Source organism: Paraburkholderia sejongensis (genome assembly GCF_020880815.1).
Classification (GTDB): domain Bacteria; phylum Pseudomonadota; class Gammaproteobacteria; order Burkholderiales; family Burkholderiaceae; genus Paraburkholderia; species Paraburkholderia sejongensis.
In genome coordinates, this window is record NZ_JAJITD010000015.1 from 21692 (window position 1) to 35733 (window position 14042).

The window sequence follows — 14042 nt, forward strand, 5'->3', positions numbered from 1 at the left end:
CGGAAGGCAGAAAGTTCTGGGATTGGCGTGAGCGTCGAGGTGCACAGCACAGCACCGCACGGCGCTGTGCAGTGTCGCGCGTTACTGGCCGCCCGGGTCGACGCCGAGCGCCACGACCTGCCGCACGAGGTCGGCCACCGAGCGCACGTTCATCTTGCGCATCGCCTGGCCGCGGTGAATCTTCACCGTGACTTCCGCAATCCGCATGCGCGCCGCGATCTGTTTGTTCATCAAACCGGACGCGACGTTGATCAGCACCTCGCGCTCGCGGGGCGTCAGCGCGTCCCAGCGCCGACGCGCGTCGATCAGTGAACTATCCGCTTCGACGCGGCGAGCGTCGCGCTGCAACGCGGCGATCACCGCGTCGATCATGTCCTGATCGCGAAACGGCTTGGTGAGGAAGTCCATCGCGCCGGCCTTCATCGCTTCGACGGTCATCGCGATATCCGCATAGCCGGTCATGAAAACCACCGGCAGCGGCGCGCGTTCTTTCGTCAACAGCGATTTGTGCAATGCCAGTCCGCTTTGTCCGCGCAGGCGCACGTCCAGCACGAGACACGCGGGCCCAGCGCTTTTGGGCGCCGCAAGAAACTCCTCGGCGGAGCGGAAGACGTCGACTTGCAGATCGATCGAGCGCAGTAAAAGCTCCAGCGAGTCGCGCACCGAGTCGTCGTCATCGACCACATAAACGACACCCGAGATGCCGTTCGCGCATGGGGCAGCCGCCAACGCGGTGTCAGTGGCTAGCATCTGCGGTAATCGTCGCGACGATACGTTTTGCGAATTGAACCATCATCGACACCTGTCAGTGTAAATAGGACTTCAATGCCTGAGTCATTCGTTGAGCCGGCGGTCTCTCAGCCGCCGCGCGCGATGCCGCTCCCACCCGCATCGCCACGATCGAAGCTTACATCGGGCATCCGCGCGAGGCTCTAGTACTTTGGTATTGGAATGACCCTGCGCCGGCCCGATGATCAAAGGCCGAATCCCATATACTGAGTTTGTCTGTCCAGCTCGATGCGCCTGGGTTATTCACTGCGCAATCGCTCATTGCGGATCGGCGTTGGCGTCCCATCTGTCGAGCGACGCGGCCAGAATCATCGCGCCGGCATTCAGCGGATCGCGATAGCGCCGGTCTTCCGGCCGGAACACCGCGTCGCCTTTGCGAATGCTCGCTCCGGACAGCGCACAGATCCCCGCCTTTTTCGCCAGCGCGCGTTTCCACACCTGTTCGCGATAGTGACAACGCGTCGAATCGCTCCACGACAATGCGAACGCGTAGTCCGCGAGGCGCTCGACCACCGTGACCGTGCCATTGCCGGAGGTCTGCTGCCGCGCGCCTGGCGGCCAACAGCGCGCGGGTTCCGGCTGTCGCGCGCGGGCGCGAAACGGCGCACCGACGCTGAAGGCCGGCGCACGGCACAGATCGAGCACCACCTGCCGCCACGGATCTCGCACCCAAGCCGCGCTATCCGCGGCGAACGCATCCGGCGCGCCGCCGGCACTCACGGTACTCACGGTACTCACGGCATTCACGGCACTCACGGCGCGCGCTCGCGGTACCGCGCGCCCACTCTCCCGATGGCCACCGCCGTCGGCTCCGACCGCCGCCAGCGCCGCTCCGCACGCATCCAGACTCATCACGGACCACTCCCATGTTGCCGGTTCGCGACTGTCGCGCGTCACGCATGTCGCGTGTTTCCGGTCACTGAAGTCTACGAAGAAGTCCGGCCGCAACGTAGTCTTCGCGCGGATAGCCATTCCGAGGCCTTCGGATGACGAACTAATACCTTGGTATTAATCGCGAGCCACGCACGGCCCGAGCGCCGGGCGGCGGATTAATATCCGGGCTACCGGCCGCTCGCGCGGGCGCCCACCCTCGTCAATCAGAAGCATTCGGCGCATGCAACCATTCAATGCCCTTTTCGTCATTCTCGGCACGCTGCTCACCGCGAGCGGCTATGGGGCGACCTTTCTGCTGTCGATGCATTTCCGCTCGATCGGCGGCACCGATCTCGACACCGGAACCGCACTGGCCGAAGCGGTGATCGGCACCTTCGTGAGCTTTCCGCTGGTCGACTGGTTCGCGCCGCGCATCGGCGCCGCGCGCCTGAGCGCGCTCGGCGCGCTGTGCCTCGGTGCGGGTATCGCGGCCTTCACGGTGACGCTCCCCGCGAGCGCGGGCGGCATCGTTCCCGGCTTCCTGGTCGGCTTCGGCTGGGGCGCGTTCAGTCTCGCCGCGCCGATGGCGCTCGCCGAACGAACCACGCAATCCGATCGCGGCGTGTGGTTCATGCGCTTCGGCACGGTCCAGATGGTCGGCATCGGCGCGTGCCCCGCGCTGGCCGCGCTCGCGATCCGCTCGTTGCACTGGACGGTCGGCGCGGTGCTGCTGATCGTCGCCGGCCTGTGCATGATTGCATCGCTGCTGCTCGAACTGTTTGCGCGCTTCTCGCCGCGAGCGAACTCGCACCCGCAAAAGCCGTGGGTGTTCAATACCGGCGCGGTCGTGCGCACGCGCGCCGCCTATTCGATCGCGATGATCGCGTTGTGCGCGTGCGTGTTCTCCGGTCTGCTGACGTTCCAGATGTCGCTGGTGCAAGGCACCGCATCGCACGCCGGCACGTTCTTCAGCTTCTACACGGTGACGGTGATCGTCGCGCGCTGGCTGCTCGGCCGGCTCGTAATCAGTTCGCCGCGCGGCCTTACGACCAAACTCGTGCTGGTGCTGATGGTGCTCGGCGTCGCGGCGATGTTCGCGGTGCCGTACCACACGATGTTTCACCCGGTCAGTGCGGTGTTGTTCGGCACCGGGTACGGGCTTGCCTATCCGGTGATTCAGGAACAGACGGTCAACGATTCCGACGCGCTGCATCGTCACGCGGCGCTGACGTGGTTCATCGTCGCGTATTCGCTCGGCGCGTTCGGTTTTCCCGCGGTGGGCGGCTGGGTGCTCGTGCATATGGGCCGCGGCGCACTGATCGCGCTGATCGCGGTTTGCGCGCTGGCGGCGCTGCTGCTATCGATACTTCGCGACAGGCGCAACCTCGCGGCGGCATTCAGTCGATAACCGTAGGTATGAGTTGTCGTCGCCCCAGGTATAGGGTGGCCCACCGAACGTCTGATAGACGCGAACCGGGGCAGCACCTACGCTTCGGATCGGGCAACACCCACTCACGACATCTTCGTCACTCAAGCCAACAGGTGATTTCATGACGCTTCGCAACAACCTGCTCAAGGGCGCACTCGCGGTGCTGCTCTCGTCGGCCGCGCTCGTACAGGCCGCCACGGCAACCGCCGGCGACGCCGCCGCCCCGACTAAAGAACAGCTGCGCGCCCAAATGCACGCGGACCGCGCGGCCAACCACGCGCTCGCGAAGAAGGTGCGCGAGACGCTGTTCAAGACCAAAGGCCTGAACGACACCGATATCGCGGTGTTCGCCAATACCCGCACCGGCAAGGTGATCCTCGCAGGCACGATCTTCGACGAATCGCAGGAACAGATCGCTCAGGACGCCGCATCGAAGGTGCCGGGCGTTCAGTCGGTCGCGACCCAGTTGACGCTTTACGCGGCGCCGTGATCGAGCCGGGTTCGTGTGAACCGGTTGCGCCGGTCTAACCGGCGCAATTCGACAGCGCGTTGCCGGCAATAGAGAACATGCCGGTAAGCCACAGCGATTTTCAAATAATCATTTTTCCCCAGCCAATCACCCTCGCATCCGCACTCATCGAACCCACATAAACAATTGCGGGAACGGCAGGCAATCTTTATTGACCTGATTGCGTGCCGAACGAGAGACGACCCCTTTGTGGTTGCTTTCGAAATGCAAAGCGCACTATATCGATCAAGCTGACGGGTCGGTGTAAAGAAGGTTAAATCTGTTGTTTTATGTGTGAAGCCGCACAGTGCAAAGATTGTCCGACACTGATGCCGGGAATTTATTGGCTCGCGCATTTAAGCGCGGACAAAAAAAATCCCGCACAGGGGAAGGCGGGATTCAAACAACAGCTTTAATTGTTATACCTGCCTGCGCATCACCGGGACCGGCTTCGTCCCGGCACTTCCAACATGAAGAGCATGCCGCTGCGCGCTTCCGGTTCACGTGGCCTGCTCATGCGGTCTGCTCATGCAGTCTGCTCATGCTGCCTGAACAACCAGCGCGTCGCCCATCACACCGACCACGTCATCGATCACCCTGGTGGCGGCCGCGAATCCGGCTACGAAAACTTCGCGAAGATCCGCCGAGATACGCCCTGGCACCGGCCCCGCCCGGAAAGCCGTCGACCACTCGCCTGAGGGCAGCTGCGCACTCAGCTTGACCCCGGCCATATACGCGGGCGCAGTGGTGTCGCAGCGGCCGACGTCATCCCCGAGACGCAATGCGTTGACTACGATGTCGAAACCCCGATAGCGATATGTTTTTTCCATACCTGTTCTCCATCCTCCGCCGTGCTGCACAACCGCCTTTCGCCATGGGGTCATGCTGCATCATTCCCGTATAAATACTGTTAAAAATTGTCAATTAGATTCAGAATTACGACTAGGGGTTTCCCTGCCCTCGCATTAATGTTCCGTCGATTAAAAATACGCTTCAAAATTCATTGCGATTTGCACAAGCTTTATCAAACCGAAATTTGATCCGTCAACGAAATTTATTACAAATTCATAACCACAACGGACATCGGCCGCTACTGCGCGCCGTGTAGCCAACGCATACGGTGACGGCACCCCCGCCGAAGCAAGCTGCACTTCGCATCGAGCGGCGTTCGACAGCCGCGGCCATCAATCGTACTCAACGAGTGCGGCGCGAACCAGTCTCAAAATAAAAATATCTTGAAATAAAAAGTACTTGCCGACTCAAATAATCGCCCGGAACTCGATCGACATTTGAAATGTCCGAAAGCAGCCATCGGACATCGATGGCGCCCGCCGGCGAGCCGTACTCCGCGTGAGCCCCTTCTAATTCGAACGCGTCGCCGCCCTGCCCGGGGCCGGCCGTCGCGCCCTCTCTTCGGTCCTCCTCGCACAATGAGCATCTTTCAGATTACCGGTGCGCTGTTCACCATCGTCGCGCTGTTCGGCGTGATCAACTATCGCTTCATCAAGCTGCCGGACACGCTCGGCATTACCGCGGTCGGACTCGTCGTGTGCCTCGGCATTTCGGCGCTCGGCTTTTACTATCCGCCGCTGCCGGCCGCCGCGCGCAAGATCATCGTGCAGGTCGATTTCGCCGACATCGTGTTTCATGGGCTGCTCAGTCTGCTGCTGTTCGCCGGCGCGCTGCACGTCGATCTGTCGAAGATGCGCACGCAACGGCGCGCGGTGCTGATGCTCGCGACCGTCGGCGTGCTGATCTCGATCGCGGTGGTCGGCTTCGGCTTCTATTACGCGGCGCAGTGGCTCGGCCATCCGGTCAGCCTGCTGTGGTGTCTCGCGTTCGGCGCGCTGATCTCGCCGACCGATCCGATCGCCGTGCTCAGCGTGCTCAAGCGCGCGGCCGCGCCCGAAAGCCTCGAAACCAAGATCACCGGCGAGTCGCTGTTCAACGACGGCACCGCGGTCGTCGCGTTCGTCACGCTGGTCGGGCTCGCCACCGGCGCGAACGAATTTTCCGGCAGCGCGATCGCGCTCGATCTGCTGCGCGAAGTGGTCGGCGCGTTGGGACTCGGCGTGGTACTCGGCTTCGGCGCGTCGCTATTGCTGCGCGGGATCGACAGCTATCCGGTCGAAATCCTGATCACGCTCGCGCTCGCGACCGGCGGCTACAGTCTGGCCGAAGCGCTGCACGTGTCGGCGCCGCTCGCGGTCGTGATCATCGGGCTCGTGATCGGCAATCACGGCGCACTGACGTCGATGTCGGAAAAGACCCGCGAGCATCTGTTCAATTTCTGGGACCTGCTCGACGAACTGCTGAACCTCGTGCTGTTCGGTTTGATCGGGCTCGAGATCATCGCGCTGTCGCTGCATATCCAGATCGTCTGGCTCGGGCTCGCGGCAATTCCGGTGGTGCTGCTCGCGCGCGGGGTCAGCGTCGCGATTCCTCTGCTCGCGCTGCAGAATTTCCGCCGGCTCAATCCGCACTCCACGCTGGTGCTGACATGGGGTGGATTGCGCGGCGGCATTTCGATTGCGCTCGCACTGTCGTTGCCCGAATTCCACGGCCGCGAAATGTTTATCGGCGTCACGTATCTGGTCGTCGTGTTCAGCCTGCTGGTTCAGGCGACCACGCTGGGACGGCTGATCCGGCGTCTGAACTTCTCCACCGCGCGGGCCACCCAACTGCCGGCCGCCCGGCCCCTGGTCGACGCAAAAGAGTGAGATCGCTGCGGGCCGATCCGGCAACGTGTCGGCCCGCAGCAAACGTCCTGCACGAGTACGCGCGTTCGCGTACCCGACCTCTCACTACCGCGGTTGCGCGCCACTTACCGGGCCGCGGCACAGGCCAATTTCCACCGGCCCTCCGGTGCGCCCCGAGTTCATCTCCTGCACGAAACGCGCGACGATCGTAAAGTGGATACCTGCGCGTGTTCGCAGCAAGCTCCCAACCTGGATACCGATGCCGCCCGCGAGGCCGTGCATGGGTCGCGATTTGTTAGGAGAATGGCTCGACGAGCGAACGCGGAACCTATGCCGGGCAGTGAATGCCCAATTGGATCCGCGCACGGTTTTACGAATATCGCGCATCGTTTTCAGCGTTTTTTTAGTACTGATTTAAGCATTTGCCGAGCAGTGCCACTGCCGTATTTGCAGCCGCCAACGGCTGCGCTCCGCCACGACCGGTAGCGTTGCAACTGCTGCCGGTTTCATTCAGGCCGCGGTTCCCCACCGCGGTCCTGGCCCCGGCTCCCGCGAGCCGTGCGGCCAGTTTCTGGCGCGCTTTCAGCCAGCGTTCCGCTTGTCGCGCGCACCGCGGCGGCGGGCAATTAGCCGTCAATGCCGGTTCTCCCACATACCCGGCACTTACGGTTTGTCATTCTGTCGATTCAGGCGTCCGAAGGAGTTCGCCATGTCGGTCTATGTCGATGAAGGGTTTCGCCCCTGTGTGACGGAGTGCGCGACGGTCGCGTTCCGGGTGTGCTGCGACGATCGTGCGCAGATTTTCGAAGTCAGCGCCGAGGCACTGATGGAGTTCTGCGGCGCGGCGAGCAACCGCAAGCAGGACCTGCTGGTCGCGTTCGAGGACGCGCAGGACGAAATCCTGTCGGTCGCCGCGCAGCGCTGGAAGTTCGTGCCGACCGAGTCGGTGCGGCTCGGCCTCGACGAGTTCAGGATGGTCAGACATTAGGCGTGTCACACTCTCGCCCATGAGCTGGATTGCCGCCCTGCCGATGTACAACGTAACGCCCGCGCTCGACCTCGAATGGCGCGAGTGGCTCGACGACGTGCTGCGGCGGGTCAAGCCCGCATGCCGGATCGTCGAACCGGATGAGGAATTACACGGCTTCTGGCGGCGGCCGAACCTGCTGATCTCGCAGACCTGCGGCTATCCGCTGATGCAGGGGCTGCACCAGCAGGTGCAATTGATCGCAACGCCGTGCTTCGACGCGCCCGGCTGCGTCGGCGCGCATTATTCGAGCGTGCTGGTCACGCGCGCGGACGCCCGCTTCGATACGCTCGCCGCCTGCCGCGGCGCGCGCGCCGCCTACAACCAGGACGATTCGAACAGCGGAATGAACGCGTTCCGGCACGCGGTCGCGCCGCTCGCGCGCGCCGGCATGTTCTTCGGCGGCGTGCTGCGCACCGGCTCGCATCTGGGCTCGCTGCGCGCGCTCGTCGACAATCGCGCGGACGTCGCCGCGATCGATTGCGTAACCTATGCGTTCGTCGGCGATGTGTTGCCGGAACTCGCGCACCGGCTGCGTGCGATCGGCATGACGGCCGCGTCGCCGGGCTTGCCGCTGATCGCCGCGGCGAACGTGCCGCGCGCGACGATCGACGCGCTGCGCGACGCGTTGCACGAGAGCCTCGCGAGCCGGCCCGAGCGGGCCAGGCGCCTGCGCTTGACGGGGTTTTCCACGCTGCCGCTGACCGACTACGCGCGCATCGGCGAACTGGAAAACGAGGCGCGCGCGGCGGGCTACGCGCGGCTCGGCTGATTCGCCTCGGCTGATTCATTGCGCGTCGGTCACCGCGCGTCGGTCACCGCGCGCCAATCACTCCACGTCGAGCACCAGCAACTGCGCGCCGTCGGCGACCTGATCGCCGACGCCGTACAGCACCTCGGCAACCTTGCCCGCGGCCGGCGCGCCGATCGTGTGCTCCATCTTCATCGCCTCCATCACCAGCAGCGGCGCGCCCTTCTCGACCACCGCGCCCGGTTCGACCAGCACCGCGATCACCTTGCCCGGCATCGGCGCGGTCAGGCGTCCTTCGCCGTGCTCCGCATCGGCCGCGTGGGCGAGCAGGTTCTGCCATTCGAACGCGAGCGTTTCGCCGTGGCAGAACACGTGGAAGCGGTCGCCGTCGACGAACACCCGGCCCGCCACCCGCGCATCGCCGATGGTCGCGCGGAATTCATGTTCGCCCGCGCCTTCGGACCACGTGAAGCCATCGCGCGTGCCGTCGTGTTCGAGCGTTTGCGTATCGCCATTGCGCGCGAATATCACATTGAAGCCGGCGTTGTCCGCGTCATTCGCATCGTCGCCGATCACGCGCCAGCCGAGCGTCTGCGTATAACCGCTATTGAGCCGCCAATGCGACAGCGCCTCCCACGGCGACGCCCCGTGCGCGCTACCGCCCTCGCGCGTGAGCAGCGCCGCGCACGCGAGCGCGAGCGCCTCCTTGAACGGCTTTTTCACCGGCGCGAACAGCGCATCGTGATGCCGCTCGATCAGACCGGTGTCGAGTTCGCCGCTCGCAAACGGCTCGCTCGCGACGATCCGTTGCAGGAACTCGACGTTCGTATGCGGCCCGACCACCTCGCACGCATGCAGCGCGCGCGCGAGCCGCGCCAACGCTTCCTCGCGCGACGCGCCGTGGACGATCAGCTTCGCGATCATCGGGTCGTAGAACGGCGTGATCGTGTCGCCCTCGCGCACGCCGCTGTCGATCCGCACCGGCGCCTTGCGGCCCGGCTCTCCGAGACCGGCCGCGTCGATCGCGAACTCGACGCCTTCCGGCATGCGCAAATGCTTGAGCGTACCGGTGGACGGCAGGAAGCCGCGCGCCGGATGCTCGGCGTAAATACGCGCTTCGATCGCGTGGCCGTCGAGCTTCAGTTGATCTTGCGTGAGCGGCAGCGGCTCATCCGCCGCGACCCGCAATTGCCATTCGACCAGATCCTGCCCGGTCACCATCTCGGTAACCGGATGCTCGACCTGCAGGCGCGTGTTCATTTCCATGAAATAGAACTCGCCGGCCGGCGTCATGATGAACTCGACCGTGCCCGCGCCGACGTAGTTGACCGCGCGCGCGGCGGCCACCGCCGCCTCTCCCATCGCGCGCTTCACGCCGGCGTCGAGCCCCGGCGCCGGCGCTTCCTCGAGCACCTTCTGGTGACGGCGCTGTACCGAGCAGTCGCGATCGAACAGATAGACCGCGCCGCCGTGCCGGTCGGCGAACACCTGCACCTCGACGTGGCGTGGCCGCATCAAGTACTTCTCGATCAGCACGCGGTCGTTGCCGAAGCTGCTCGCCGCTTCGCGCTTGCACGACAGCAGCGCCGCCGCGAAATCCGCGCCGCGCTCGACCACCCGCATACCCTTGCCGCCGCCGCCCGCGCTCGCCTTCAGCAGCACCGGGTAGCCGATCTCGTCCGCTTCACGCTGCAACAGCTGCGGGTCCTGATCGTCGCCGTGATAGCCGGGTACGAGCGGCACCGCGGCCGCGTGCATCAGCGCCTTGGCGGCCGCCTTCGAACCCATCGCGGCAATCGCCTCGACCGGCGGACCGATAAAGACGATCCCGGCCGCCTCGCATGCATGCGCGAAGTCTTCGTTCTCCGAAAGAAAGCCGTAGCCCGGATGGACCGCTTGCGCACCGGTTGCGCGCGCGGCCTCGATGATGCGCTCGACTCGCAGATAACTTTCCGCCGCGGTCGAGCCGCCGATATGCACCGCTTCGTCGCAGGCGGCGACGTGTTTCGCGTTAGCGTCGGCGTCGGAATAGACGGCCACGCTCGCGATGCCGAGCCGCTTGCAGGTCGCCGCGACGCGGCAGGCGATCTCGCCGCGGTTCGCAATCAGGATCTTGTTGAACATGAGTGTCTCGATGTTATTAGGCGGTAGCGGGCGATGGTGATACGTGACGCGCGTCAGTTGCGCCAGCCCGGCGGGCGTTTCTCGAGGAACGATGCGACGCCTTCGCGGCCTTCCGCGCCGGCTCGCGTTTGCGCGATGCGCGCCGCGGTGTCTTCGATCAGCGCGTCGCTCAACTCGCGGCCGGCGATGTCCTGCACGAGCCGCTTGCACGCGCGCACCGCTTGCGGGCCGTTCGCGCACAGCGTTTGCGCGAGTTGCGCGACCGCCGCGTCGAGCTGGTCCGCGCCGACCGCTTCGCTGACGAGGCCCAGGCGCAGCGCGGTCGCGCAGTCGAACGCTTCGGCGCTGACGAAGTAGCGCCGCGCTGCCTGTTCGCCGAGCGCGCGGATCACGTACGGCGCGATCGTCGCCGGAATCAGGCCCAGCCGCGCCTCCGACAGGCAGAAATGCGCGCTATCGACCGCGACGACGATATCGCACGCGGCAATCAGGCCCATCCCGCCCGCGTACGCATCGCCGCTCACCCGTGCGATGACCGGCTTGTTGCAGCGATAGACGGCCGACAGCATGTTCGCCAGCCGCATCGCGTCGGCGCGATTTTCCGCGTCCGAGTAGCCGGCCATTTTCTTCATCCAGTTCAGGTCGGCGCCCGCGCAGAACGCCTTGCCGTTCGCGGCGAGCACGACCGCGCGCACGTCGTCGCGCGAGTCGAGTTCGGTGAACGCGGCGGTCAGTTCCGCGATCATCGTCTCGTTGAACGCGTTGCGCACCTCGGGGCGATTGAGCGTGACGGTCGCGAGCGGGCCGGCGATCTCGAACTTCAGCGTTTCGTATTGCATGGGCAGTCTCCGTTGCGCCGCGTCACATTCTGAACACGCCGAAACGCGTGTCCTCGATCGGCGCGTTCATCGCCGCCGACAGGCCGAGACCGAGCACGTCGCGGGTCTGCGCCGGATCGATCACGCCGTCGTCCCACAGCCGCGCGCTCGCATAGTACGGATGGCCCTGATGCTCGTATTGCTCGCGGATCGGCTGCTTGAACGCGTCCTCTTCTTCCGCGCTCCACGAACCGCCCTTCGCTTCGATACCGTCGCGCTTCACGGTGGCCAGCACCGACGCGGCCTGCTCGCCGCCCATCACCGAGATGCGCGCGTTCGGCCACATCCACAGGAAGCGCGGCGAATACGCGCGGCCGCACATCCCGTAGTTGCCGGCGCCGAACGAGCCGCCGATGATCACCGTGAACTTCGGCACCTTCGCGGTCGCGACCGCGGTCACCATCTTCGCGCCGTTGCGCGCGATCCCTTCGTTCTCGTATTTGCGCCCGACCATGAAGCCGGTGATGTTCTGCAGAAAGACCAGCGGAATCTTGCGCTGCGCGCACAGCTCGATGAAGTGCGCGCCCTTTAATGCGGACTCCGAAAACAGAATGCCGTTGTTCGCGACGATCCCCACCGGATGGCCCCAGATATGCGCGAAGCCGCACACGAGCGTGGTGCCGTAGCGGGCCTTGAACTCGTCGAACGCGGAATCGTCGACGATGCGCGCGATCACCTCGCGGATATCGAACGGCTTGCGCGTGTCGAGCGGAATCACGCCGTAGATGCTCTTTGCGTCGTAGCGCGGCGGCTTCGGGTCCTGCAACACCAGCGGCGCCTGCTTCGCGCGATTCAGATTGCCGACGATGCTGCGTGCGATCGCGAGCGCATGCGCGTCGTTCTGCGCGAGATGATCGACGACGCCCGACAGCCGCGTATGCACGTCGCCGCCGCCGAGGTCTTCCGCGCTGACCACTTCGCCGGTTGCCGCTTTCACGAGCGGCGGGCCGCCGAGAAAAATCGTCCCCTGGTTCTTCACGATGATCGATTCGTCGCTCATCGCCGGCACATACGCGCCGCCCGCGGTGCACGAGCCCATCACGACCGCGATCTGCGGAATGCCCGCCGCCGACAGCGTCGCCTGGTTGTAGAAGATGCGGCCGAAGTGATCGCGGTCGGGAAACACGTCGTCCTGATTCGGCAGATTCGCGCCGCCCGAGTCGACCAGGTACACGCACGGCAGACGGTTTTCCGCGGCGATTTCCTGCGCGCGCAGGTGCTTCTTCACGGTGACCGGGTAGTAGGTGCCGCCCTTCACGGTCGCGTCGTTGCAGACGATCACGCATTCCTGCCCGACGATCCGGCCGATTCCGGTGATCACGCCGGCGCCCGGCGCGTCGTCGTTGTACATCCCGTACGCGGCCAGTTGCGACAGTTCGAGAAACGGCGTGCCCGGGTCGAGCAGTTGCGCGACGCGCTCGCGCGGCAGCAGCTTGCCGCGGCTCGTGTGTTTGTCGCGCGCGGCCTCACCGCCGCCTTGCGCGAGCTGTTCGATTTTCGCGCGCAGATCGGCGACCAGCGCGTCGAGCGCCGCCGCATTCGCGCGGAACTCGTCCGAGCGCGGGTTCAGCTTTGATTCGATGATCGGCATGTTGTGGCTTCTCACGAGTGGCGTTTTTCAGGAGCTTTTAGCGCTGGGCAAGCTCGCCTCACATCGTTTCCGCAAACAGCTCGCGCCCAATCAGCATCCGGCGAATCTCACTGGTGCCCGCGCCGATTTCGTAGAGCTTCGCGTCGCGCCACAGACGTCCGACCGGATACTCGTTGATATAGCCGTTGCCGCCCAGAATCTGGATCGCCTCGCCGGCCATCCACGTGGCTTTCTCGGCGGTATAGAGAATCACGCCCGCGCAGTCCTTGCGCACCTGGCGCACGTGCTCGTTGCCGAGCGTGTCGAGCTGACGGCCGACCGCGTACAGATACGCGCGGCACGCCTGCAACGTCGTGTACAGATCGGCGACCTTGCCCTGGATCAGCTGGAATTCGCCGATCGACTGGCCGAACTGCTTGCGGTCGTGGATATACGGCACGACCGCGTCCATCACCGCGACCATGATGCCGGTCGGTCCGCCGGCCAGCACCGCACGTTCGTAGTCAAGGCCGCTCATCAGTACCTTCACGCCGCCGTTCAGCTGACCGAGGATGTTCTCTTCCGGCACTTCGACGTCCTGAAACACCAGTTCGCCGGTGTGCGAGCCGCGCATGCCGAGCTTGTCGAGTTTCTGCGCAACCGAGAAACCTTTCATGCCCTTCTCGACGATGAACGCGGTAATGCCGCGCGAATTCGCTTCGGGATCGGTCTTCGCATAGACGACCAGTGTGTCGCAATCGGGGCCGTTGGTGATCCACATCTTGGTGCCGTTCAGCACGTAGCGGTCGCCCTTTTTCTCCGCGCGCAGCTTCATGCTGACCACGTCGGAGCCCGCGTTCGGCTCGCTCATCGCGAGCGCGCCGACGTGCTCGCCCGACACCAGCTTGGGCAGATACTTCTGCTTCTGCTGCGCGGTGCCGTTGCGATGAATCTGGTTCACGCACAGGTTCGAATGCGCGCCGTACGACAGGCCGACCGACGCCGACGCGCGCGAGATTTCCTCCATCGCGATCATGTGCGCGGTGTAGCCCATGTTCGCGCCGCCGTATTCCTCGGCGACGGTCATGCCGAGCACGCCGAGGTCGCCGAACTTCTTCCACAGATCCATCGGAAACTGGTCGGTGCGATCGATTTCCGCCGCGCGCGGCGCGATCTCTTTGGCGGCGAACGACGCGATGCTGTCGCGCAGCATTTCGATTTCTTCGCCGAGCGGGAATTGCAAACCGGGCAGATTGGGCATTGCGGTGTCTCCAGGGTTCGGGGGCGGCCGTTCGGCTCTGGCCAGTCGGCGCGCGCATCATCAATCGTGTCAACGCGCATTTCACGCCAGATTGACGTAAGCGTCAATAGGTATTTTTGAGTGTTACTCAGAA

Annotated in this window: 12 protein-coding genes; 5 read left to right on the forward strand and 7 right to left on the reverse strand. The window is 64.6% G+C overall.

The window, feature by feature from the left end; genetic code table 11:
• Positions 1–81: 81 nt before the first annotated feature.
• Both LJ656_RS25545 and LJ656_RS25550 read right to left on the reverse strand, forming a co-directional pair.
• Positions 82–750 (reverse strand): response regulator transcription factor, encoded by a 669-nt coding sequence (locus tag LJ656_RS25545; RefSeq protein ID WP_230512310.1) that lies wholly within the window; start codon positions 748–750, stop codon positions 82–84.
• Between the two features lie 297 nt (positions 751–1047).
• On the reverse strand, positions 1048–1518 hold the full coding sequence (locus tag LJ656_RS25550) for a DUF3331 domain-containing protein (protein WP_230512311.1): 471 nt from the start codon (positions 1516–1518) through the stop codon (positions 1048–1050).
• A gap of 385 nt (positions 1519–1903) precedes the next feature.
• Here LJ656_RS25550 and LJ656_RS25555 point away from each other — a divergent pair, with 385 nt between their 5' ends.
• Positions 1904–3070, forward strand: a complete 1167-nt coding sequence (locus LJ656_RS25555; RefSeq protein WP_230512312.1) for an MFS transporter — start codon at positions 1904–1906, stop codon at positions 3068–3070.
• A 142-nt stretch (positions 3071–3212) separates the two neighbouring features.
• Complete coding sequence (locus LJ656_RS25560; RefSeq protein ID WP_230512313.1) at positions 3213–3581, forward strand: BON domain-containing protein; 369 nt, start codon at positions 3213–3215, stop codon at positions 3579–3581.
• 557 nt (positions 3582–4138) lie between these two features.
• Here the strand turns inward: LJ656_RS25560 and LJ656_RS25565 are convergent.
• Positions 4139–4429, reverse strand: a complete 291-nt coding sequence (locus tag LJ656_RS25565; RefSeq protein ID WP_230512314.1) for a hypothetical protein — start codon at positions 4427–4429, stop codon at positions 4139–4141.
• Between the two features lie 600 nt (positions 4430–5029).
• Here LJ656_RS25565 and LJ656_RS25570 point away from each other — a divergent pair.
• The 3 genes from LJ656_RS25570 (at position 5030) to LJ656_RS25580 (ending at position 8097) form a co-directional block, all read left to right on the forward strand.
• Positions 5030–6319, forward strand: coding sequence for a cation:proton antiporter (locus LJ656_RS25570; protein WP_230512315.1), 1290 nt, complete (start codon positions 5030–5032; stop codon positions 6317–6319).
• 688 nt (positions 6320–7007) lie between these two features.
• Complete coding sequence (locus LJ656_RS25575) at positions 7008–7286, forward strand: DUF1488 family protein (protein WP_230512316.1); 279 nt, start codon at positions 7008–7010, stop codon at positions 7284–7286.
• 19 nt (positions 7287–7305) lie between these two features.
• Complete coding sequence (locus tag LJ656_RS25580; protein WP_230512317.1) at positions 7306–8097, forward strand: phosphate/phosphite/phosphonate ABC transporter substrate-binding protein; 792 nt, start codon at positions 7306–7308, stop codon at positions 8095–8097.
• Positions 8098–8154: 57 nt separating this feature from the next.
• Here LJ656_RS25580 and LJ656_RS25585 read toward each other — a convergent pair whose 3' ends face one another.
• The 4 genes from LJ656_RS25585 to LJ656_RS25600 are packed head-to-tail and all read right to left on the reverse strand — an operon-like array spanning position 8155 to position 13909.
• Positions 8155–10200: an acetyl/propionyl/methylcrotonyl-CoA carboxylase subunit alpha gene (locus LJ656_RS25585; protein WP_230512318.1), complete on the reverse strand. Its 2046-nt coding sequence runs from the start codon at positions 10198–10200 to the stop codon at positions 8155–8157.
• A 53-nt stretch (positions 10201–10253) separates the two neighbouring features.
• Positions 10254–11039, reverse strand: coding sequence for an enoyl-CoA hydratase/isomerase family protein (locus tag LJ656_RS25590; protein ID WP_230512319.1), 786 nt, complete (start codon positions 11037–11039; stop codon positions 10254–10256).
• Between the two features lie 22 nt (positions 11040–11061).
• Positions 11062–12669, reverse strand: coding sequence for a carboxyl transferase domain-containing protein (locus LJ656_RS25595; RefSeq protein ID WP_230512320.1), 1608 nt, complete (start codon positions 12667–12669; stop codon positions 11062–11064).
• A 58-nt stretch (positions 12670–12727) separates the two neighbouring features.
• Positions 12728–13909 carry an isovaleryl-CoA dehydrogenase gene (locus LJ656_RS25600; RefSeq protein ID WP_230512321.1) on the reverse strand — a complete coding sequence of 394 codons (1182 nt, stop codon included), beginning with the start codon at positions 13907–13909 and terminating at the stop codon, positions 12728–12730.
• Positions 13910–14042 lie beyond the last annotated feature (133 nt).